The following is a 20,826-nucleotide window of genomic DNA, read 5'->3' as shown; positions in this document are numbered from 1 at the left end:
AAATATTTTTTGATTTTTTTCTCTTTTTTAAATTCAGATGGCATATTTTGCCAATCTCGCCATCAATCGGTGTGATTTCTATTGATGGCAAGGCTGACTTTTGAGTTAACCCGTGTTGCGTAGACCCGCAGCAATCCCTGCGATACTGACCATCAAGGCATGATCGACAGGACTGTGTTCGGTTTGGTGTTCCTGTAAATACAGACGACGACGTTTCATCAACTCTGCTTGCAATAAATGCAATGGCAATAAGTACGGTTTGCGCACTTGCATGGATTGATCCAAGACCTCATTGTTGCTCAGCAGTTTAGATTCACCTTTCAAACGGAGCAGGGTATCCACTGCATTTTGTAGCCGTTGGCGTAGCTCAACCCCCAATACTTTCAAGTCCTGATCTTGGGTCAAATGCGACTCATAATACAGAGCAATATCGGCATCAGATTTAGACAACACCATTTCCAGCATATCAATCAGCGTCTGGAAATAAGGCCATTGTTCCAACATCTCATTCAAGGTGTTTTTATGCTGTTCATGCACCTGATTAATCGCCGTACCTGTACCTAACCAAGCAGGTAGCATCAAACGGATTTGGGTCCATGCAAACACCCACGGAATGGCACGCAGTGATTCAATACCACCACTGACTTTGCGTTTGGCTGGACGGGAACCAAGCGGCAACATTTGCAATTCCAGTTCAGGGGTAACCGTACGCAGATAGCTAACAAAGTTCGGATTTTCGCGTACGGTTTGACGATAGACTTTAACTGATAAATCAGTCATTTGAGTCATCAGGTCACGCCATTCTTTTTTCGGTTCAGGCGGTGGGAGCAAGGTCGCTTCTAAGGTCGCTGCGGTATAGATTTCCAGATTTTGCAGCGCAATGCCTTCTAAACCAAATTTGAAGCGAATCATCTCACCTTGTTCAGTGACACGGATCGCACCTGAGATTGAACCTGGCGGTTGCGAGAACAGTGCTTGTTGCGTTGGCGCGCCACCGCGGCTGATTGAACCGCCACGACCATGGAACAAGGTCAATTGCACATCATGCTTTTGCGCGATGGCAGTCAACTCTTCCTGAGCACGATATTGTGCCCAGTTGGCTGACATAAAGCCCGCATCTTTGGCGGAGTCGGAATAACCAATCATCACCTCATGTTTACCCTGAATATGCTGTTTGTACCAATGCATATTGAACAAGGTGTTCATGGTTTTGGCTGCGCCGTCCAGATCCTTTAATGTTTCAAATAATGGGACCACACGAAGCGGATGCTGAATCCCGGCTTCCTTTTGTAGCAACAGCACTGCAAGCACATCACTTGGATATTCTGCCATCGAAATAATATAGGCACCTAAACTCTCAGTCGGTTGTTCCGCCAATGTGCGCATGGTGGCAAACACTTCAAGTACATCGGGATGCTGAATCAAGCTGCCTTCAGGTTCATTAAAAAACTTCGGTAATAATGGGCGCTTGCTTTGCAGTTCCTGAATCAGGAAATTTTGACGTGCTTGTTCAGTCCACGATTCAAAATTGCCTAGACCCAGATATTCAGTAATGGCTGAAATCGCTTGGCGATGACGACCTGATTCTTGGCGAATATCGAGTTTGAGCAGCTCAATACCGAAACAGTTGACTCGATAAATGAAATCGAGCAATTGTCCATTGGCGATCTCCGCCAGATTGCTGTCAATCAATGAGCGATAGCAAAGCAGTAACGGTGCTAATAGTTCATCTTTGTTTCTGATGATATTGCTGTCATCGGCTTCAGTTCCTTGCAGACGGTGTGCCAGCCATGCGCGTGTCGCTTTGAGACGTTCGCGAGTCTCACGTAAATATTCACGATACGGTTCTGGATGCTCATAACCTAAAGCTTGGGTCAGTTCTTCCGAACAGCTTTGAATCGACAATTCCCAACGTAAATTTTCAATATCACGCAGATACAAATCTGCTGCCTGCCAACGGGATAACCACAGTACTTCTTGGGTCACTTGATGGGTCACATTCGGGTTGCCATCACGGTCACCGCCGATCCATGAAGCAAAACGAATCGGAGCAATACTTAAGGGTAAGGTTTGCTCACAATGTTGCTGCGTCAGTTCATTCAGCTCACGTATGAATTTAGGCACAGCATTCCAAAGCGATTGCTCAATCGTTGCAAAGCCCCATTTGGCTTCATCCACTGGGGTCGGGCGATGCTGACGGATCTCATCAGTTTGCCATGCTGAACTGACCAATTGCTTAAGGGTAGCAATGGTCTGTTGGCGTTCTCTAGGCGTGAGTTTCTGTTGATCCAGCTGTGAGAGACAGTCGGTAATATCATCATATTTTTGAATCAAGGTGCGACGGCTGACCTCGGTTGGGTGAGCAGTCAGCACCAGTTCAATTTTTAAATCACAGATCTGCTGAAACAGTTGCTGTGTATTGATCTGTTGGCTTTTAAATTTTTCAAATAAATGCGGCAGTGGATTTGGACTAGGTGCCTGTTCATCAAATTCGGCCTGACGACGGCTACGAACCACATGATATTGTTCAGCAATATTGGCGAAGTTGAGGAAATGTGAGAATGCGCGAGTCAGTGGCAGAATCTCTTCATCTTTTAAACCGAGGAACAGTTGTTCTAGCTGTTTTTCAGCTTCGACCTGGCCGTCACGTGCGCCTTTGGCTAATGCGCGAATTTGCTCAATCTGATTAAACAAATCTTGCCCAGCATGTTGCTTTAAGGTCTCTCCAAGTAAATTGCCCAGTAATCGGACATCTTCACGTAATGGAGCAGTGATTTGCTGAATCATTCTAATTCTCCTGTTGTTCTCATTCGACTATAGCGCGATTGAGAGACAATCCAAGAGCAGAACGTAAAAAAATGTGAATTTTCTCTAAGTTTTAGCTTGATATTTAAGCAAAAAAATCTCGATGGCGTGTTGAATCATCTGATCGATTTCAGTCGGGGTTGGTACAGGTGCTAAACCCAGTAGTACCTGTTGATGACGAATCCCTAGCATCAAGGAAATAATCAGTTCAGTTTGCTTGAGCGGCTCATCGGCTTGAATAAATTTAAATGCGATGGCTTGCTCAAAAAAATCACACCAGACATGACACATACGGGTATGCGAGGCATCAAAAAACTGTTTGGCCAAAGGGCTTTGTTCAGCTGCCAGTTCAAACAGCAAACAGTCCAGTTTCAAGGCTTCAGGTAGATAAATAATCCCTAAAGCACGTTGACACATTAAGCTCAGTGCCTGTTCAAAATTGGATTCAGCGGTCAGTTCAAACTGTTTGGTTCGAATCGATTCTTCACAACTTTCTTCGATGGCACAGATAAATAGATTGCCTTTATCTTGGAAGTGGTTATACACCGTGAGTTTGGTGACACCTGCATCTTTGGCAATCTGGTTCATACTGGTGGCGTGATAGCCCATTTTTAAAAATATAGATTTTGCAGCCTGTAAAATCTTGGCTCTTTTTTCTAAATCTTTAGGACGGCCACTACTGATTTGCACGTTATCGTTCTCTTTTAATTGATTTAAAAATCAAATTTCTAGGTTTAATTTTTAATTAGTGTACTCATGGGTATATTAATTAAAAAATAAACAATCTATGATAATGCTCATATCACGCCTTAAAAATCAATTTGAATAAGAGCGCAAAGAGATGAATCAGATTAATCGTATCATATTGGGGTTACTCATTGTCAGTAGTCTACTCCTCAGCGCATGTCAAAAAGAGGTGCCCAAGACTGAGGAAATTCCCTATGTCATGGTGACACAACCAAGTAGCAATCATGTTGATCAAAAAAGCTATGCTGGGGATGTGCAGGCGAGACAGCAAACTGCTTTGGCCTTCCGTGTCGGGGGACAGATTACGGAACGTTATGTCGATGTTGGTGATCGGGTCAAAGTGGGACAAGTGCTGGCGAAATTAGATGTAAAAGATGCACAATTGCAGATGAATGCAGCCAAGGCTCAATTAAATAGTGCACAGGCTGCTGCAAAGATTGCTGCTGAAGAATATCAGCGTTATCAGCAACTTTTACCTGTCAACGCGGTGAGCCGTTCGCAATTTGATGCAGTCAAAAATCAATATGAATCGGCACAAGCAAGCCTGCAACAAGCACGTTCAAACTATGAAGTGTCGTCTAACCAAACGGGTTATAACCAGTTAGTCTCCAATAAAAATGGTGTGATTACTCAACGTCAAATCGAGATTGGACAGGTCATTGCAGCAGGGCAAGCGGTTTATCAATTGGCGATTGATGGTGAACGTGAAGTGGTGTTTGGTGTGCCTGAGCAAGCAGTGAGTAGCATTAAAGTCGGGCAACCTGTATGGGTCACTTTATGGTCACAGCCAGATGCACGGTTTGCGGCGAAAGTACGTGAGGTTTCACCCGCAGCAGATCAGTCACGCACTTTTACGGTAAAAGTCTCTTTGCTTGAAGGGCAATCCACTATTCAGTTAGGACAAAGCGCACGGGTGTTCTTTGTCGCAAATGAAAATAACGTGTTGAGCGTACCGCTCTCCAGTGTCACTGCCAATGATCAACAAGCTTATGTTTGGGTGGTCAATGCCAATCAAAGTATACGCAAAGTGCCTGTTACTTTAGGAACTTATGGGCGAGATAGTGTACCTGTGGTGTCTGGATTAAAAGCAACGGATTGGGTTGTGGTCGGTGGCGTTCATTTACTGCGTGACCAGCAAAAAATTCATCCAGTTGATCGTGATAATCGTGAAGTCACCATAAAAGCGGGAGGTTAAACATGAAATTTAACCTTTCAGAATGGGCACTCAAGAATAAGGGGATTATCCTTTATTTTATGCTGTTGCTCGGTATCGTCGGCATCATGTCTTATTCCAAACTTTCACAAAGTGAAGATCCGCCGTTTACTTTTAAGGTGATGGTGGTACAGACCTATTGGCCAGGGGCGACTGCAAAAGAAGTGTCGACCTTGGTCACGGATCGAATTGAAAAAGAATTGATGACCACGGGGCAGTACGACCGCATCATGGCCTATTCACGACCAGGTGAGTCTTTGGTGACCTTTGTGGCCAAAGACAGTTTGCCATCCAGTGCTATTCCTGACGTTTGGTATAACGTACGCAAGAAGGTCAATGATATCCGATCGCAATTGCCGAGTGGTGTACAAGGGCCTTTTTTCAATGATGAGTTTGGTGACACCTTCGGTAATATTTATGTACTGACAGGCAAAGACTTTGACTATGCGGTAATGAAAGAATATGCCGACCGTTTGCAGCTGCAATTGCAACGGGTCAAAGATGTCAACAAGGTCAATCTAGTTGGTCTACAAGATCAGAAAATTTGGATTGAACTATCTAATACCAAAGCGGTACAGCTAGGTGTGCCTGTCACTGCGATTCAGGAAGCCATTCAAAAACAAAATGACATGGCGGGTGCTGGTTTCTTTGAAACAGGTACAGACCGTATTCAAATCCGAGTGAGTGGACACTTACATAGTGTTGATGACCTGAAAAAAATGCCGTTGTTGGTGGGGGATAAAACCATTCAACTCGGTGATGTTGCTGAGGTCTATCGAGGCTTTAGTGAACCTGCTCAGCCACGTATGCGTTTTATGGGCGAAAACGGTATTGGTATCTCCGTTTCGATGCGTAAAGGCGGTGACATCATTGCATTGGGTAAAAACCTTGAAACCGAATTCAATCGCCTACAAAAAACCTTACCTTTGGGTATGAAACTGCAAAAAGTGTCTGATCAACCTGTCTCGGTACAACGCAGTATTCAAGAGTTTTTAAAGGTTCTCGCAGAAGCAGTCATTATCGTTTTATTGGTGAGCTTCTTCTCACTGGGTTTCCGTACTGGTTTGGTGGTGGCATTGTCTATTCCACTGGTATTGGCCATGACCTTTGCAGGTATGAATCTATTTGATGTAGGTCTACATAAGATTTCATTGGGGGCATTGATTCTCGCCCTCGGGTTGCTGGTTGATGATGCCATTATCGCTGTTGAAATGATGGCGATTAAAATGGAGCAGGGTTATAGCAGGCTCAAAGCGGCTGGTTTTGCATGGCAAACCACCGCCTTTCCGATGTTGACGGGAACGCTGATTACCGCAGCAGGCTTTTTGCCGATTGCGACAGCCCAATCGGGTACAGGTGAATACACCCGTTCTATTTTCCAAGTGGTGACCATTGCGCTGATGGTGTCATGGATTGCGGCGGTTTTATTTGTCCCTTATTTAGGTGAAAAGCTATTACCCGATTTCAGCAAACAGAATCAACAGGCTGCCTGGTATCTTCGTTTATGGGCGCGACTGCGTAAGCAGCCTGCACCTGTGGTAGAAGCGCATGGGCAGCATCACGATCCATATCAATCCAAGTTCTATCAGTCTTTTGGTCGGGTGGTTGAAATTTGTATTACCTACCGTAAAACTGTGATTGCAGTGACGGTCGGGATCTTTGTGCTGTCGGTCGCGATGTTTAAATTGGTGCCGCAACAATTCTTCCCGCCATCGAACCGTGCAGAAATTCTGGTGGATTTAAAACTTGAAGAGGGGGCATCACTGACCGCAACTGAACAAGCGGTACATAAGGTGGAGCAGTTCCTGTCCAAGCAAAAGGGAATTGATAACTATGTGGCCTATGTGGGAACAGGTTCACCGCGTTTCTACTTACCGTTAGATCAGCAATTACCACAAGCCAGTTTTGCTCAATTTGTCGTGTTGGCTTCGTCTTTAGATGATCGTGATGAAATCCGTCGCTCTTTGGACAAGCAGATTAAGCAGTTATTGCCTCAAGTGCGAACACGGGTATCGTTACTGGAAAATGGCCCACCAGTCGGTTATCCATTGCAGTATCGTGTGTCGGGTGAAGACCTTGGAACCGTACGTCAATGGGCGCAAAAAGTTGCCAAAGTTCTGAGTGAAGATCCCAATACCACCAACGTGCATTTGGATTGGGGCGAGCCAAGCAAAATCATTGCGATTGAAATTGATCAGGATCGTGCACGTCAAATGGGTGTTTCCAGTGTTGATCTCGCCAATTTCCTCAATGCATCGGTGACGGGTGCGGTAATGAATCAATATCGTGAAAAACGTGAATTGATCGAAATCCGCTTACGTGGTGATAAATCTGAACGCGTTGAAGTGGCATCTTTGGCAAGCTTGGCAGTACCGACCAGCAAAGGTACAACAGTCCCGTTGGCGCAAATTGCCAACATTGAATCGCGTTTTGAAGAAGGTTTAATTTGGCATCGTAATCGCCTGCCAACCATTACCGTTCGTGCGGATATCCGTACCCACTTACAACCTGCAACCGTAGTGCAACAGTTGGCTGATCAGATGCAGAGCTTACGTGCAGATCTGCCAAGTGGTTATCTACTGGAAGTGGGGGGGACGGTTGAAGAATCGGCTAAGGGACAAAATTCGGTTAATGCGGGTATGCCATTGTTCTTGGCAGTAGTGATGACTTTGTTAATGATCCAGCTGCGTAGCATGTCACGGGCAACCATTGTGTTGCTGACAGCACCACTGGGTTTGATTGGTGTGGTTGCGTTCCTACTGTTGTTCAACAAACCCTTCGGTTTCGTCGCAATGCTCGGGACGATTGCATTGTCTGGGATGATTATGCGTAACTCGCTGATTCTGATTGATCAGATTGAGCAAGATATTCAGGCTGGGCATGCGCCATGGGATGCGGTGATTGGTGCAACTATGCGTCGTTTCCGTCCAATTGTGTTGACGGCATTGGCTGCGGTGTTGGCGATGATCCCTTTATCACGCAGTATTTTCTTTGGTCCGATGGCTGTTGCGATTATGGGGGGGCTGATTGTTGCCACCTTATTAACCTTATTTTTCCTGCCTGCACTGTATGCGGCATGGTTTAAGGTTAGAAAAACAACACAACTATCGTAATTATTTTGTGAATAAAGGTGCGAAAGATTGAAAATTTCAATATAGTAGCACCTATATTTTAAGACCAAAAAATAATTGAATTTCATAGCATGACAAATTTTGCATAATGCTGTGAATGAGGTGATAGAGAGCATGGGGCAAGACGGTATTGAGCAGCATCGCCGCTATGTGGCGATTTCTTATGTGTTCATGTTTCTTGCATTATTTACAATAGTGTTTGCTGTATTTGCGTACCTATTAGCACGAAAAGTTGCGATTGTGGATAATGCCGAAGTATGGATACATGCGCATGCACTCTGGATTATGCGTAATGTGATGTTATTTTTGCTGATGGCCTTCTTTGCAGCGCTCTGGTTTATTCCACTGTTCTTTTTTGCTTGGAACAGCGCACTTTGGGTGACCGCAATGACGGTTGCTGGAGTGGTATTTAGTTCAATTGCATGGTTATTTTTATTGAATGCTTGGCTGAAAGGTATTGCGAAGTACTTTAAGAATAAAGCCGTTTTCTAAATTTATCGCTTTTTTATTGCAATAGACCTTGTAAATTTATTGTACAGCCCCTATTAAGGCTCTGTTGACTTTTTATTTCTAAAGTCAGTAGAGCCTATTTGTTTTTTAGATTTAAGTAAATTCCGTGAGGAGCACCGCCAACCATGGCTAAACGTGATTATTATGAGGTTTTAGGCGTTTCGAAAACCGCAAGTGATGATGAGATCAAAAAAGCCTATCGTAAGTTGGCGATGAAGTATCATCCAGACCGTAATCCTGACAACGCAGAAGCTGAAGAAAAGTTCAAAGAAGCTGCAGAAGCATATGAAGTGCTTTCTGATGATGAAAAGCGCAGCATGTATGACCGCGCAGGGCACAGTGCCTTTGAAGGTGGCTTTGGTGGTGCGGGTGGTGGCTTCGGTGGTTTTAGCGCAGAAGATATTTTCAGTCAGTTTGGCGATATCTTTGGTGGTGCGTTTGGTGGCGGTGGTCGTCAACAACGTCAACGCCGTGGTTCAGACCTTCGTTATGTCATGGAACTTACACTTGAAGAAGCTGTAAAAGGCGTGAAAAAAACCATTACGTTTACTGCGCCAGCGCCATGTGAAACCTGTGATGGGAAAGGATCTAAAAATCCGAAAGATGTCGAAACTTGCCGTACCTGTCACGGTGCAGGTCAAGTGCGTATGCAACAAGGTTTCTTCTCGGTTCAACAAACCTGTAGCACCTGTCGTGGTCAAGGCCAGATTATTAAAAACCCGTGTAATACCTGTCATGGTTCAGGCGTTGCAGACCGTCAGCAAACACTTGAAGTTACCATTCCAGCCGGTGTGGACAATGGCGATCGTGTACGCTTAACGGGTAAAGGCGAAGCCATCCGTGATGGTCAAGCTGGGGATTTATACGTTGAAGTCGTTGTTCGTGAACACGAAATTTTCCAACGTGATGGCGCCGACCTGTATATGGATGTACCGATCAGCATTGCCGATGCTGCTTTAGGTAAAGAAATTGAAATACCGACCCTTGATGGGCGTGTCAGCTTAAAAATTCCTGAAGGTACACAAACAGGTAAATTGTTCCGTTTACGTGGTAAGGGTGTTCGCCCAGTACGTAGCAGCATGGTGGGTGATTTACTTTGCCGTATCGTGGTTGAAACGCCAGTGAATTTGACTGGTCGTCAACGTGAATTGATGAAAGAGTTACAAGCCTCTTTCGAAGGTGATGGTCATGCTTCATCACCAAAGAAAAAATCGTTCTTTGATCGTCTATTTGACTAAATTAGATCTCCATAAAAAACCTGCTGCGGCAGGTTTTTTATTGGAATTTTTTAGCGCAAGCACAGAGTTTTGCTATAGTAGCTGAATTGTTTAAATAAAAGACTGGGAAAAATTATGTCATCTTCTCCACGCATTGGAATCTTGGGTGCAGGCGGACGCATGGGGCGTATTCTGATTCAAGCGGTACAACAAGCAGGCTATCAACTTGCAGCGGCTGTTGAGCGTCCAGAAAGCAGTTTGGTCGGTGCAGATGCAGGTGAGCTTGCGGGTATTGGCAGCATCGGCGTCAAGATCGTGGGAAGTTTGAGTGAAGTGTTGAAAGACTGTGATGTGGTGATTGATTTCACCGCGCCTGTCGCAACTGAACAGCACTTAAAGTTATGCCGTGAAGCGGGTGTGGCCATGGTGATCGGGACCACAGGGATGTCGGATGAGCAAAAGGCCTTCTTGGATGAAACAGCCACACAGACACCTGTCGTGTACGCTGCCAATTATTCAGTAGGTGTGAACGTTTCGATTAAATTATTGGAACTTGCTGCAAAAGTGTTTGGTGATACGGTGGATATCGAAATCATTGAAGCGCACCATCGTCATAAAGTCGATGCGCCATCAGGCACGGCATTTATGATGGGTGAGGCAATTGCAGATACTTTAGGTCGTAACTTGAAAGAAGTTGCGGTCTATGGTCGTGAAGGTTATACCGGTCCGCGTGATCGTCAAACCATTGGTTTTGAAACTATTCGCGGTGGCGATATCGTGGGTGAACATACGGTGATGTTTATCGGTGAAGGTGAACGTGTAGAAGTGACGCATAAAGCAACCAACCGTATGAATTTTGCCTCAGGTGCAGTTCGTGCAGCGGCGTGGGTTGTTGGTCGTGAAGCGCGTAAATATGATATGAAAGATGTTTTAGGCTTTAACGATATTGAAGTATAAAACGTTCCTTTTTTGTACTATAAAAGAGCTTGCTGCGATTTCTTCCCTGTGAAGTCACGCAAGCTCTCCTGACCATTACAACAATTGAGCATGACATGAATAAAAAACACATTGTTCTTGCCACACTGCTAAGTATCAGCAGCTTGGCTGTAACTGCTGCAACCGATACCGCTAAACTGAGTTTAAATCGCAATAATATTAAAGTTTGGACCTACCAAACAGAAAGTAATCCGATTATTCAATATAAAGCTGAAACAACCTTTGATGTACCTTTAGAACGTGCCGTGGCTGTGGTACTGGATGTAGAACGTACGCCACAATGGGTGCCGTATGTGGGTAAGGCTCAAATGTTGTCACGTGATGATAAGAAAGGTGAATTCACCCTGTATATGGTTTTGGATTTTCCATTTCCTTTAAAAGACCGTGATGTGGTGATTAAAGGGAAAATGAGTAAGAATGCGGATGGCAGCATTAGTATTAAAAACAATGCCATTCAAAATAATTATCCTGAGCAGCCTGATGTGGTGCGTTTAAGCAAATATGCGGGTGATTGGACCTTTCAACGCTTGGCAAATAACAAAGTTAAAGTGACCACCAGTGGCTATGCAGATCCAGCAGGAGCGATTCCATTGAGCTTTGTGAATATGTTTGTGCAGCAACAACCCTATCAAATGCTCATGAAAATGAAAAAAGAAGTGAATAATCCGTTATATACGCAACCAAAGTTGCCAGATTTATTGAAATAATAAAAAAGCCTGATTTCAATCAGGCTTTTTTATGTGAGCTTAAGCTTGCGGGCATTGTTGTAATGGCGTGTCTGGTTTGGCTGCTAATCTCATTTGAATGAAAACCAAGATTAAACCAATACCTGCCAGCACCGCACCGATTATGGAAACAGCCGCGTAGTTCAAGCCGAGACTTAATACTGCACCACCTGCTGCCGCACCAATGGCATTGCCTAAGTTAAACGCACCAATATTCACAGAAGAGGCCAGTCCAGAGGCTTCATGTGCAACTGACATCACGCGCATTTGCAAGGGCGGAACGATGGCAAAGGCCGCTGCACCCCAGATCACCAATCCGATCGCTGCACCTAATTGTGTTTGGGCAAGGATAGGGAAAACAACCATTAACGTGATCAGCAAGACCAAGAAACCAATCAGGGTCTTATCAATTGATAAGTCAGCGAACTTACCACCAAAGTGATTACCAATCGAGAAACCGATCCCGATCAAAACCAGCATGAGGGTGATAAAGGTCGGTGACGCATGGGTGAACTCAACCAGACTTGGCGCGATATAGGTGTATAAGGTAAACATCGCGGAGGCACCAAACACCGTCGTGAGCAAGGCCAAGACCACGGGTAAGCGAGTAAGAACGCCTAATTCCATTTTGACATTCGGCTTTTGTCCAACCGATCCGACAGGAAGTGCTTTCCAGAGTGACAACATGGTGATCACACCGAGGGCTGAAATCGCAAGGAAAGACATTCTCCAACCAATATTTTGCCCCACCCAAGTTGCCAGCGGGACACCACCAATATTGGCGATGGTCAGACCCATAAACATGGTGGCCACTGCACTGGCCTGTTTATTTGCAGGGACCACACTGGCTGCCACCACAGAGCCAATCCCGAAGAAAGCGCCGTGGTTTAAGCTGGTAATCAACCGAGCACCCATTAAGCTCATGTAGTTGGGGGCAAAGGCTGCGATCAGGTTGCCAATGGTAAAGATTGCCATGAGTAGAATCAGGGCATTACGACGGGCAAAGCCACCAAACCATAAGGTCATGATCGGTGCGCCCAGCATTACGCCCAGCGCATAGCCTGTAATGAGCATGCCGGCACTTGGGATGGATACACCGAGATCATTGGCAATATTGGGCAACAGGCCCATGGGCGAAAATTCGGTGGTTCCGATGGCAAAGGCACCAATCGCCAATGCCAATAACGGCAGATTAATGCGGCTGCTCATGTTATTTGTCCCATTCAGGCGCAAATGGTTCGGGACTCACTTCTCGCCCATTACGTTCAAGCTGAGCGATCAACTGCATTTCCTCTGCACTTAAGGTTAAGTCTTGAGCTTTTAAGTTGCTGATCAGGTTTTCGCGTTTGGTTGATGATGGAATCACAGCAAAACCATTTTGTAATGCCCAAGCCAAGGCTACCTGTGCAGTCGTTGCTTGATGTTGTGCTGCAATCTCCAATAAAGTTGGATCGTGCAACACTTTGCCATAAGCCAAGGTCATGTATGAGGTCACATCAATATTCTGTTCACGTAAAAAATTGACCAATGTGCGGTTCTGCAAATAAGGACTTAACTCAATCTGGTTGGTTGCAATGTGCTCTACACCAATGCTGTCAATCGCTTGCTGAGTCAAAGCAATATTGAAATTCGAGATCCCAATTTGCTTGGTCAAACCTTGTTGTTTGGCTTCTAATAGCAATTGCATCACACTTGGGATGGACACACCGAGTTGTGGAGCAGGCCAGTGGATCAAGGTGAGATCGATAGCATCCGTACGAAGCTTTTGTAAGCTGTCTTTTAAGCTGGGAATGAATTTGTCTTCAGCAAAATTGTCGACCCAGATTTTTGTGGTGAGGAATAAGTCTTGACGTGCGACACCACTTTCAGCAATTGCTTGACCAACTGCCGTTTCATTTTCATAAACCTGTGCGGTATCAATTGCACGATAGCCTACTTCTAGGGCTGTTTTGACGGAATCAATTACCGCTTGTTCTTTAAGACGGAAAGTACCTAAACCAAATTGAGGGATACGCATATTTTTCACCTAATCTTTTTGCATGCTCGGTAGAGCTATTTTGTGGATGGCTGTTATTTTGCGATGATTATTGTTGCTAAAAAATAGATGAATTTGCAAAATACAGTTGACTAAATATCAATAATTGAAGGGTGGCAATGAAATCAACCGTAGAAGAACTGCTGGCTTTTATGACCATTGTCGATACAGGTTCCTTTATTGCCGCTGCAGAACGACTGGGGCAGACCGCATCTGGATTGAGTCGTTCGCTTAGTCGCTTAGAATCTAAACTTGAAGTGACATTGTTAGAGCGTACCACTCGAAAATTAAAACTGACACAGGAAGGACAGCAATTCCTGCAACAGGCCCGTAAAATTTTAAGTGATCTCAATGCCGCCGAAGAGGCACTACAAAAATCAGATCAGGATACCTCGGGGGTAATACGAATAGATTCCGCGACACCATTTATCTTGCATGTGATCACACCATTGGTACATAAGTTTCGAAAGTGTTATCCCAATATTGAAATCGAGTTGAATAGCAATGATTTGGTGATTGATCTTTTGGAACATAAGACCGATGTTGCTTTCCGTTTTGGTGAATTACATGATTCTAGCTTACATGCCAAATTGGTGTGTAAAAGTCGTATTTATATTGTTGCTAGTCCAGACTATTTACAACGCAAAGGTAAACCCTTACATCCCAAGGCATTAACTGAGCATGATGTGATTGGTTTTACCCGTCCTACCTATATCAATACATGGCCAATTAAAGTTGGTGCTGAATATTTTCAGGCCCAGCCCAAAGTAAAAGCATCGAGTGGTGAAACGGTACGCCAATTATGTTTGCGTGGGCAAGGCATTGCGAGACTCTCCGAGTTTGAAATCTGGCAGGACATGCGAGAAGGGCGTCTAGAAGCACTGTTTGAAGATCAGATAGAACATTCTTATCAAAGCATCCATGCTGTTTATTATCAACAAGAGCACTTGCCGAAACGGGTCCGTTTATTTATTGAGTTCTTGACTGAGCAACTAAGTCAGGGCTTCTCGGTTTGCCAATAGTCTCATTTTGAAGTTGTACATTCAGCACTGGAATTGATGGTCCCGTTTTTTGTATTACAGAAACCACAATATGTTGCTGTTGTAACTTGCATTCAAGTTCGACCGTTGGCAGAAAGTTGCTTGAGAGCATCAGACCATTTTCATTGGGCTTTTTATAGGTCATTTTGATGATCCGAGTTTGCTGCGGAGCTTCAGCTTTCTCCATTTTCCATAATTCATAGGTCGGTTGATTTTGAAGCCTTAAGTATCCTTCTGAAAGAGACTTACACACCTGTTGTTGCTGGTAGGTTGCTTGGTCAGTGAGGTTGCAGCCTGTAAATAAAACAGTGCTTAATATAAATAAGATATTATTTTTCATGGTTTTATCCTTTGGCTGTTGATTTTTATAGCTTAAAGGTGTTGTATAAACCAATACAGATACAGAAATTTATAAAAAAGCAGTACAGAGATGACTTTTCACTATCAGCGCTTGGCAGAACAATTGGCTCACAAGATTTATCAACATGAGCTGCAACCCCAGCAGAAATTAAGTTCCTTAAGGGAATTTGCACGTCAGCAAAGTGTGAGTTTGAGTACGGCACAGCAGTGTTATGAATTGTTGGAAGCAAAAGGGCTGATCTATGTGAAAGCAAAATCGGGCTATTTTGTGAATTCTAGACAATATCAAAGTGCGGTACCTGACAGCCCGAATTTTGAGTCCAAAGCTCGTCAGGTTTCAAATTTAGATCTGCAAAATCAAATCCAGACTGCATCGATTCAGCATCATTTAACGCCGTTGGGTGCGATTCAACTGTCTCCGCATTTGATTCCTGTTGATGGCTTGCGTCGCTCTTTGCAACGTGCATTGAAACATTGCCAGCCTGAAGATTTTTTATATTGTAATAAACAGGGACATCAGCAACTTCGTAAAGCCTTGTCTGATCATTGGCGTGAAGATGGTATCTATGTTGCGACCGATGATATTTTTATTACCAATGGTTGTATGCCTGCCTTATCGCTGTTGATCCAACAGATCAGCAAAGAGGGCGATAGTATTTTAGTTCCGACCCCGACCTTTAATGGTCAGTTGCAAATGTTGGCTAGCCTGAAACGCAAGATTATTGAGATTCCAGCAGATCATCGTGGAATTGATCTAGAGCGCTTAGAGTTTTTTATGAAACAGGGCAGTGCTAAGCTTTGTTTACTGACTGCTAATTTTCAGAATCCATTGGGATATTGTCTCAGTAATGAGCAAAAACAGCAGATTGCTCAACTGGCCCAGCAGTATCAATGTTTTATCTTGGAAGATGATATTTATGGCGAATGTAGCTTTCAAAAAGAACGACCTTTACCCATCCGCTATTGGGATCATGAGGGCTATGTCATCTGGTGCGGTTCGGTCTCGAAATCATTATCTACAGCTTATCGTGTTGGTTGGTTTTGCTTGGGTCAACAGCTGCAATATTTAAGACCGCAATTGTTGGCCAACAATGTGGGGGTGAATACGCCGTTGCAACTCGGTTTAGCCGATTTTATTTACAGCCGCGGCTATCGAGAACATTTGGATCAGTTAAGACCTAAACTGATGCGGCAGGTTGAGCAGTATCGGGCTTATATTCTCGAGGTATTTCAGGGTATTCCGATTGGATTAAGCCAATCACAAGGGGGCTATGCTTTATGGATGCAACTACCAAATAGTATTACAGGTTTGGAATTGTATTATTTGGCACAAGGCCAAGGGATTAATATTGTGCCAGGGGAAGTATTTGGAGAAGATCGGCGTTATCAGCACTTTTTGCGTTTAAATGCAGGTCATGCGTTAACAGCAGAAATCCGCCAAGCGATTCAACAATTGGCAGATTGGACACGGGCGAGTTTAAGTTCATTAGAGCATTAAGATCTAATCAACAATCTGAGTTAAAGGGGCACGAAAAAATGCAACGCACGATTGCTGAAAAAAGAAAAATATTTCGTGATCTGCATCAGGCAGGATGTTTTGTATTGCCCAATCCATGGGATGCAGGTAGTGCAAAAATGTTGCAGCAACTCGGTTATCAGGCTTTAGCAACCACCAGTGCGGGTTATGCATGGTCTTGTGGCAAAACGGATGGACAGTTGTCACGAGCAGAGGTACTCGCTCATCTTGGTTATATAGTTCAATCAACCGATCTACCTGTGAATGCAGATTTTGAAAGTGGTTTTGCAGAAACAATCGAGGGCGTTGTTGAAAGCGTAACAATGGCGATTGCAACAGGTGTTGCAGGGATATCGATTGAGGATTCGACTGGAAATACGGAAAAGCCATTACGAGAGCTTGAGGAGGCTGTTAAGAGGATAGCCGCAGCACGTAAAGCGATTGATGAAAGTGGTGAAGACGTGATGTTGATCGGACGTGCTGAAAATTTTTTTATTGGCGTTCCAGATTTAGACGATACCATTACTCGGCTGAAAGCCTATTCTGCTGCGGGTGCTGATTGTCTTTATGCACCTGGTATAAAAACAGCAGATCAGATTGTTGCGGTGGTTCAAGCTGTAGCACCCAAACCAGTGAATGTTCTGATTGCATGGGACAGTGAGCTCAGTGTGCAAGAGCTGGCATCTTTAGGCGTTCGACGAATCAGTGTAGGGAGTGCATTGGCACGGACCGCATGGCATGCTTTTATTCAAGCAGCCACTTCGATTGCGGAAACTGGTCATTTTAACTGTTTTGCAGAGAATATCTCTGGGGCTGAGTTGAATAAAAGACTGAGATGAAATCCGCCAAGCGATTCAACAGTTGGCGGATTGGGTACAGAAAAGCATGAATTAATCGAAATCAGCTTTGAGTACGATACGATAACGCGCTTGGCCCGAATGCAGTCTTTCAATCGCTTCATTCAGCTGTGACATTGGAAATAACTCAACCTGCGGTGCGATATTTTTGCGTGCAGCGAACTGTAAAAGTTGACGAAGTGCCAAAGGTGAACCAGTCGGCGAAGAGGTGACAGATTTAGCACCTCCCATGATTGCACCGACAGAAACAGGGATCGGTTCTAAAGTTACTCCGAGGAAATGTAGACTGCCTTTCGGTGCCAAAGTATTTAAGTAGGCTTGCCAATTCAGCGTTACATTGACCGTACTGAGCAATAAATCAAACTTGCCACGTTGTGCTTTAATCGCTTGCGCATCACGGCTATTGACCACGTGATCGGCACCCATAGCTTTGAGTTCTTCGGTTTTATCTGGGTTCGAGCTGAAAGCGGTAATTTCACAGCCCCATGCTTTAAGCAACTTAATTGCGATATGACCGAGACCACCAATACCAATCACCCCGACATGATGTGTGGCTTGGATTTTGTGTTTCAGCAAAGGATCAAATACCGTGATGCCACCACAGAGCAGTGGGCCAGCACTTTCGGGATCTAAATCGTCTGGAAGGGGAATGACCCATTGCCAACCTGCACGGACTTTATCTGCAAAACCGCCTGCATGACCAACGATGGTCGCTGTTTTCTCACCTGTACATAAAACCTGATTGCCACCAATACAAGGATCACAGGCTTGGCAGGTTTCAGCAGTCCAGCCAATCCCCACGCGTTGACCGACTTTTAATCCTTTGGCTTCTGATCCCAGTGCAAGGATGGTACCAATGATTTCATGTCCAGCAACCGCAGGATAAACCGATGATTGCCACTCATTATTAATCACAGACAGGTCGGAGTGACACAGCCCACAATATTCAACTTTGACTTCAACTTGATGGGCTTTTAAGTCTCCCGCATCAAATTGGTACGGCACCACTTGCTCACCTGCTTGCATTGCAGCATAAGCGCGAATTTGATTATTGCTCATTGGAACTCCCATTCAAGGAAAATCGATGATGATTTGTTATTTAAATTGGCAATGATTTTCGTGGTCATTGACCATACCAACCGCTTGCATAAACGCATAACAGGTGGTTGGGCCCACGAATTTAAAGCCACGTTTTTTTAAGGTTTTTGATAGTTTCTGGCTAAGCTCAGTTTGTGCAGGTGCTTCGCGGTAATTCGCCACATCATTATTTTCGGTTTGATGATCGACAAAACTCCATAACCAAGCGGGGACATCGTTGACCTCATCTTTGAGTTTGAGCCAAGCAATCGCATTATCACGGATGGCTTTTAACTTACCGATGTGACGGATTAAGCCTGCGTCACTGAGTTTGAATTCGAGTTGATCATCCGTCAGTGCCGCGACTTCGGAAATGGAATGTTGAAAGAAATGTGAGCGGTAGTGATCACGTTTTTTCAGTACCGTAATCCATGAAAGTCCGGCTTGTTGTCCTTCTAGACAGAGCATCTCAAACAAATGGGTTTCGTCATGTTGAGCCTTGCCCCATTCTTGATCATGGTAGGCGATATAGAGGGGATCATCGGAGCACCAGCCACAGCGTTGAGTTGACATATTTGATGCTCCTTATTGTTATTTGAACAGCATAATTTAAAGTTGGAATGCCACCCATTCATTTGGGCGAGTATCCCAATAATACAGTTCTGCGCTATTTAAATCAGTAAATTTAAGCCAAAAGTCTTTACCTGATTTATCGGCAAAGCCTGTACTAATCAACAAAGCATCTTCGGTAATTTCCATGATCCAACCTTGATAGCTGGTACCCTGAATGATGATTTTCTGCTGATTTCCAGACTCTGCAAATTCAACCAGACGTTCAATCAATGCTTCTGACATTGTAGATTCCTAACGTAAATACGGGTATGGATTGACTGCACCACGCCCTTTGCCATTTAAATAAATTCCGTAGTGTAAATGTGGAGAGGTATAACGAGCATTACCAGTATTTCCCACATAACCGATCAGATCACCTTTACGCACATAGTCACCAACCTTGAGACCGCGTTTATGACCGTCCAAATGCGCATAATAGTGCCAAGAGCCTGCTGGTCCAATGATCCAGATCACTTTGCCACCTAAATTATTATTACGTAAATCAGCAACTAAGCCTTCGGTCGCACTATACACTTTCGTACCACGCTCTGCCATGATATCGATGCCTTCATGGCTACGACCCTGACTACGTGCAGCACCCCAAGTATCACGTAATTCGTTTTGACTCACACCTTTGACTGGAACGGGTAGGCGGCTATCTAGACGCATATTTTTCAGTTTATTCACCTGTGCGTTGGGCAAGGGTGTTGGTTTTTTTGGGGCAGTGGTACATGCTGAAAGTAGAACCATCAGAACACCAAGAACGGTATAGGAAATCGAACGACGCACACAAACTCCTTGCATTTTGATCGACAGCATAAAGCGCTTTAAGTGTTTTGCTTGGCTGTAATCAATTTTTTCATGGCTGTTGGAATGCCTTTGGCAATCGCATTTTCTGGGCTTAGCCATATGCCATTTAATTCGATGCTTAACTGTTCTTTTTGATCATGTTCCACGTGGAACAGTTTTTCATGCAGTAACCAAGTGAAGTGAGTAAAGCTATGGCTAATCTGCAATGATGATACTTGAGCTTGTAGTTTAAAGTGCTGCTCAATCTGTTGTAATTCGGTTGCTTGTTCAATAATCGGAAGACAATACAATCCTCCCCACAGACCATGCGCTTCACGTTGTTGCCAGAACCATTCATCTCCAGATTGGATCAGTAACACATTGGCTGTTCTAACTGGAACGGGTTTCTTGGCTTTTTTGAAGGGGAGTTCCTGTTCGATGCCTTGTTGATAGGCTTGGCAGTGTTGTTGCATCGGGCAATATAAACACAGCGGTTTTTTGGGGGTACACACGGTAGCCCCTAAATCCATGATCGCTTGAGTATAATCATGATTGCGCTCTTTTGGACAAAGATCTTCTGCAATTTGCCATAGCGCTCGTTCATGTTGTGGCTTGGACAAATCATCTTCGATCGCAAGAAAACGCGCTAAAACACGTTTCACGTTACCGTCCATAATCACGCCATACTGGCGTAAGCCCAGCGACATCAATGCTCCAGCAGTGGAGCGGCCAATGCCTGGGAGTTCGATCCATTGTTCTAGGGTTTCTGGAAACTCACCTTTTTGGCTAACGATCCCTGCCGCTTTATGTAGATTGCGTGCGCGAGCATAGTAGCCGAGTCCTGCCCAATACGGGGCGACATCATCCCAGCTGGCTTTTCCTAGGGTTTCTACGGTTGGAAATCGTTCAATAAAACGGTCGAAATATTGCAGTACAGTTTTGACTTGCGTCTGTTGCAGCATGATTTCTGAGACCCATACCTTGTACGGATCATCGGCAACTTGCCATGGTAAGTCATGGCGACCGTGTTGGTCGAACCATGTAAGCAGGGCATCAGAAAATGAAAAATCAGGCATGAATCAGAACAGTAAAAAGCAGGGGTGTAGTATAGCGGAAATAGGTTTTTTAGGCGTTAAAATTCTATTGGAACATTAACGAGATTGGGGCGTGGGTTTAGATCAAGGTTTGATTCAAGT

At 44.4% G+C, this 20,826-nt stretch carries 19 protein-coding genes; 9 read left to right on the top strand and 10 right to left on the bottom strand.

The window, feature by feature from the left end:
* Nucleotides 1–105: 105 nt before the first annotated feature.
* Together ppc and F887_RS00100 are read right to left on the bottom strand one after the other, a co-directional pair.
* On the bottom strand, nt 106–2,787 hold the full coding sequence (gene ppc / locus F887_RS00095) for a phosphoenolpyruvate carboxylase (protein ID WP_005297744.1): 2,682 nt from the start codon (nt 2,785–2,787) through the stop codon (nt 106–108).
* Between the two features lie 84 nt (nt 2,788–2,871).
* Nucleotides 2,872–3,495, bottom strand: a complete 624-nt coding sequence (locus F887_RS00100; protein WP_005297742.1) for a TetR/AcrR family transcriptional regulator — start codon at nt 3,493–3,495, stop codon at nt 2,872–2,874.
* A gap of 151 nt (nt 3,496–3,646) precedes the next feature.
* Here F887_RS00100 and F887_RS00105 point away from each other — a divergent pair, with 151 nt between their 5' ends.
* The 6 genes from F887_RS00105 to F887_RS00130 all read left to right on the top strand — a co-directional run bounded on the left by F887_RS00105 (nt 3,647) and on the right by F887_RS00130 (nt 11,326).
* Entirely contained in the window at nt 3,647–4,747 is a 1,101-nt protein-coding gene (locus F887_RS00105) for an efflux RND transporter periplasmic adaptor subunit (protein WP_005297740.1), read from the top strand.
* 2 nt (nt 4,748–4,749) lie between these two features.
* Nucleotides 4,750–7,878 (top strand): efflux RND transporter permease subunit, encoded by a 3,129-nt coding sequence (locus F887_RS00110; protein WP_005297736.1) that lies wholly within the window; start codon nt 4,750–4,752, stop codon nt 7,876–7,878.
* Between the two features lie 132 nt (nt 7,879–8,010).
* Complete coding sequence (locus tag F887_RS00115) at nt 8,011–8,388, top strand: hypothetical protein (protein WP_005297734.1); 378 nt, start codon at nt 8,011–8,013, stop codon at nt 8,386–8,388.
* A 143-nt stretch (nt 8,389–8,531) separates the two neighbouring features.
* Nucleotides 8,532–9,644, top strand: a complete 1,113-nt coding sequence (dnaJ, locus tag F887_RS00120) for a molecular chaperone DnaJ (RefSeq protein WP_005297732.1) — start codon at nt 8,532–8,534, stop codon at nt 9,642–9,644.
* Between the two features lie 114 nt (nt 9,645–9,758).
* On the top strand, nt 9,759–10,580 hold the full coding sequence (gene dapB / locus F887_RS00125) for a 4-hydroxy-tetrahydrodipicolinate reductase (protein ID WP_005297729.1): 822 nt from the start codon (nt 9,759–9,761) through the stop codon (nt 10,578–10,580).
* Between the two features lie 95 nt (nt 10,581–10,675).
* Nucleotides 10,676–11,326: an START domain-containing protein gene (locus tag F887_RS00130; protein WP_005297727.1), complete on the top strand. Its 651-nt coding sequence runs from the start codon at nt 10,676–10,678 to the stop codon at nt 11,324–11,326.
* Between the two features lie 39 nt (nt 11,327–11,365).
* On the opposite strand, the gene F887_RS00135 is transcribed toward F887_RS00130, so the two are convergent.
* Both F887_RS00135 and dkgB read right to left on the bottom strand, forming a co-directional pair.
* Nucleotides 11,366–12,553 (bottom strand): MFS transporter, encoded by a 1,188-nt coding sequence (locus F887_RS00135; protein WP_005297725.1) that lies wholly within the window; start codon nt 12,551–12,553, stop codon nt 11,366–11,368.
* Between the two features lies 1 nt (nt 12,554).
* Nucleotides 12,555–13,361: a 2,5-didehydrogluconate reductase DkgB gene (gene dkgB / locus F887_RS00140; RefSeq protein ID WP_005297723.1), complete on the bottom strand. Its 807-nt coding sequence runs from the start codon at nt 13,359–13,361 to the stop codon at nt 12,555–12,557.
* Nucleotides 13,362–13,498: 137 nt separating this feature from the next.
* On the opposite strand from dkgB, the gene F887_RS00145 reads away from it, so the two are divergent.
* The gene (locus F887_RS00145; RefSeq protein ID WP_005297721.1) at nt 13,499–14,401 is read left to right on the top strand and encodes a LysR family transcriptional regulator; all 903 of its coding nucleotides are present in this window, start codon (nt 13,499–13,501) and stop codon (nt 14,399–14,401) included.
* Here the strand turns inward: F887_RS00145 and F887_RS00150 are convergent.
* Nucleotides 14,349–14,759 (bottom strand): hypothetical protein, encoded by a 411-nt coding sequence (locus F887_RS00150; RefSeq protein ID WP_005297719.1) that lies wholly within the window; start codon nt 14,757–14,759, stop codon nt 14,349–14,351. The genes F887_RS00145 and F887_RS00150 overlap by 53 nt on opposite strands.
* 90 nt (nt 14,760–14,849) lie before the next feature.
* Here F887_RS00150 and F887_RS00155 point away from each other — a divergent pair, with 90 nt between their 5' ends.
* On the top strand, nt 14,850–16,277 hold the full coding sequence (locus F887_RS00155) for an aminotransferase-like domain-containing protein (RefSeq protein ID WP_005297717.1): 1,428 nt from the start codon (nt 14,850–14,852) through the stop codon (nt 16,275–16,277).
* Between the two features lie 38 nt (nt 16,278–16,315).
* Nucleotides 16,316–17,134, top strand: a complete 819-nt coding sequence (locus F887_RS00160) for an isocitrate lyase/PEP mutase family protein (RefSeq protein WP_005297716.1) — start codon at nt 16,316–16,318, stop codon at nt 17,132–17,134.
* A gap of 51 nt (nt 17,135–17,185) precedes the next feature.
* On the opposite strand, the gene ahr is transcribed toward F887_RS00160, so the two are convergent.
* The 5 genes from ahr to mutY are packed head-to-tail and all read right to left on the bottom strand — an operon-like array spanning nt 17,186 to nt 20,706.
* The gene (gene ahr / locus F887_RS00165) at nt 17,186–18,211 is read right to left on the bottom strand and encodes an NADPH-dependent aldehyde reductase Ahr (protein WP_005297714.1); all 1,026 of its coding nucleotides are present in this window, start codon (nt 18,209–18,211) and stop codon (nt 17,186–17,188) included.
* Nucleotides 18,212–18,247: 36 nt separating this feature from the next.
* Nucleotides 18,248–18,802, bottom strand: a complete 555-nt coding sequence (locus tag F887_RS00170; RefSeq protein WP_005297713.1) for a DNA-3-methyladenine glycosylase I — start codon at nt 18,800–18,802, stop codon at nt 18,248–18,250.
* A gap of 36 nt (nt 18,803–18,838) precedes the next feature.
* The gene (locus F887_RS00175; RefSeq protein ID WP_005297711.1) at nt 18,839–19,084 is read right to left on the bottom strand and encodes a hypothetical protein; all 246 of its coding nucleotides are present in this window, start codon (nt 19,082–19,084) and stop codon (nt 18,839–18,841) included.
* A 9-nt stretch (nt 19,085–19,093) separates the two neighbouring features.
* Nucleotides 19,094–19,645: a M23 family metallopeptidase gene (locus tag F887_RS00180; protein WP_416201974.1), complete on the bottom strand. Its 552-nt coding sequence runs from the start codon at nt 19,643–19,645 to the stop codon at nt 19,094–19,096.
* Between the two features lie 23 nt (nt 19,646–19,668).
* On the bottom strand, nt 19,669–20,706 hold the full coding sequence (gene mutY / locus F887_RS00185) for an A/G-specific adenine glycosylase (RefSeq protein ID WP_005297707.1): 1,038 nt from the start codon (nt 20,704–20,706) through the stop codon (nt 19,669–19,671).
* Nucleotides 20,707–20,826 lie beyond the last annotated feature (120 nt).

Source organism: Acinetobacter sp. NIPH 2100, assembly GCF_000369805.1.
Classification (GTDB): Bacteria; Pseudomonadota; Gammaproteobacteria; order Pseudomonadales; family Moraxellaceae; genus Acinetobacter.
Note: the sequence above shows the minus strand (reverse complement) of the source record. Positions and strands in the feature narration are given on the sequence as shown.